The following is a 2,349-nucleotide window of genomic DNA, read 5'->3' as shown; positions in this document are numbered from 1 at the left end:
ACGGTCGCGCACCGCGCGGGCCATCCGCGGCGGCGGCGCATACGACTTGGCGACCTGTGCCATCGCGTACCCGGTCAGCGGGTCGGCCACCAGCCGCTGCCACGTCGACCCCGCCGCGAACGCGACCTCGCGAACCGTGTCGGCGTCGACCGCGACACCCTCGACCGTGCCTGGTTGCTGGTTGAGCCCGGCCAGAGAAGCGAGAGACACGACGACCGACACCTTCGCGGCCGGCCACCCGCCGTCCCCGGGGTGATCGACCACGGTCGGCGCGTCGGCGTGCGGCTGCCCGAACAACAACAGGTCCAACGCAACGTCGGAGCGCAGCTGCGCCAAGGTGCGCGGGTCACCGCCGGCGCGGGTCGCGCGGGCGATCGCGTCGATCCGCCGAAAGGCACCCAGGCAGCGGGCATCAGTGCCGCTGACCCCGAAGCTGCCGGCGCCGTCGTCACCGATCGTGACCCACGCGTCGCGTTGCCGCACCGCTCGCGCCCGCCGGGCGCGGGTGTTGACGTGCTTGACCATCTCCCGGCGCTTCTTACGGCAGAACGCCCCCTGCCCCAGCGGCGCACCGGTCGCGGCGGCCTTCTCAGTCGCATACGCGAGCACCGCGTCGCACACCTTCTGGCCCGCCTCCGCCGTGACCTCGGGCGCGTCGAGTTCGCGCACCAACGCACACCCCTGGCCGAAAGTGATCGCCCGCGCGGCGACCGCTTCCTTGATCGGCGCGGCGACCGACTCCGGCGCCACCCCGAGCGCAACCCGACCGTGCCACACACCGGCCGGCCCACCAAGGGTCGCGACCGCGGTGTCGACGATGCAGGCGCGGGCCTCGTCCAACAACACCCCTGCCGACTTGCGATACCGACGCGCCAACCGGCCCCGGTCGATCTGTTCGTTCTGCACCGCCAGGTCCGCGGCCGCCTGGGCCTGCGCCAACTCGCCCGCGGCATCCGAGGCCTGCACATCAAGCTCGTCATACGCCTGCGAAATCTCCCGCAACCGCACCCACCCGCCATTCTCGGGCTGGTCACGCAAATCCCGCGCGGCTGAAATCAACCGCGAGATCACCGCACCATCAGACCGCGGAACCGCACCCACAGACATCACACGACCCCCTTTCCACCAGATCCAGCCAAGTTCGAGCAGTAGTTCGATTCTACCCCACTGGACAGCGGTAATATAGACCACAAGGCGCATCTGTGGATAACTCGAATATCGGTTTCCAGGCCGGGGAAGCCGTTCGAGAAGCAGCAGTTCCTCACCGCACCACGGCCTAATCCGGAGACGATTCACGCCACAGCGGAAGCCTATTTCCCCAGGTTTCGTCCGCGCGCGACAGAAAGCGCCAGAGAGCGCGTCATGGCCCCGGCCGCGAGAACCCACGCCGCCAGACCCACCCAGAACCAGGCGCGCCCGACGGCCTCGACGAACGGCAGCCTGTCGGCCTGGCCCAGGTACATGCCGGCGACCGCGTACATCCCGAGCGGGAACACGATGCTCCACATCGCGGGCACGTAGCGCAGCGTCACCCGGTGCACGACGTGCCGCCACACCCCGACGGCCACGAGCACCGGAATGAGCCAGCTCGCGAACGACCAGAGCACGACCGACAGGCCCGCGACGAGGCCCCGCGTGGCATCGACGATCGGCGTCTGCAGCATCTCGACCACTCGCGCGCCCGCGACGACGGTGATGGCCACCGCCCCCATCGACACCCAGTACGTGGGATCGAGCTCCTCCGGGGTGAGCTCGTAGAGCATGAGCCGCAACGAGACGAAGACCGCGGCGGCCGCGTACAGCACCAGCCCCACCGACCACGTCAGCACGGCAACCACCGCGAGCGCCGAGCGGGCCGGTGTCAGCACCGGTTGCAGGGTCGCGGCGACCACCGCCACCGACTGCGACGCGACCACCCAGATGAACCAGCTGCCGTTCGCGGCCGCGAGCACCGGCTGCGGATGCGATCCCAGCACCGCCGTCCACGGCACCGCGTAGCCGAGCACTAGCCAGGTCGTCAGGGCCACGATGAGCAGCGCGGTCGCCACCCCGTGCCGGCCGGCCGCCGCGAGGCACACCGCGACGACGTCCGTTCCGGCGACGAACGTGAAGTAGCCGAATGCCCGCCGTGGATCGCGCAGGTCACGACCCATCGCCGCCCGGTAAGCCAGCAGGCGCCACGCGTGCGCCGCCACGAGACAGGCGTATCCGAGCGTCGCGATGAACACGAGCACGGACGCCAGCGCCCCCAGGCCGGTCAGCGCAGCGCCCACCCCGACGATCCCGGTGGCCATGACGAACGCGAAGGAGCCGGGCGCAAGGCCTTCCGGTGTCCAACGTGGGATCCAG

The 2,349-nt window shown here is 70.4% G+C and carries 1 protein-coding gene and 1 pseudogene; both read right to left on the bottom strand.

Going from position 1 to position 2,349, the window contains the following annotated elements; all coding sequences use genetic code 11:
* Positions 1–1,296: pseudogene (locus PINTE_RS20970) on the bottom strand (hypothetical protein); the annotation flags it as partial.
* 14 nt (positions 1,297–1,310) lie between these two features.
* A partial coding sequence (locus PINTE_RS20965) for a tellurite resistance/C4-dicarboxylate transporter family protein (protein ID WP_306304878.1) occupies positions 1,311–2,349 on the bottom strand: 1,039 nt, incomplete at its 5' end.

The organism is Piscicoccus intestinalis NBRC 104926, from assembly GCF_001515525.1.
Taxonomy (GTDB): domain Bacteria; phylum Actinomycetota; class Actinomycetes; order Actinomycetales; family Dermatophilaceae; genus Kineosphaera; species Kineosphaera intestinalis.
Note: the sequence above shows the minus strand (reverse complement) of the source record. Positions and strands in the feature narration are given on the sequence as shown.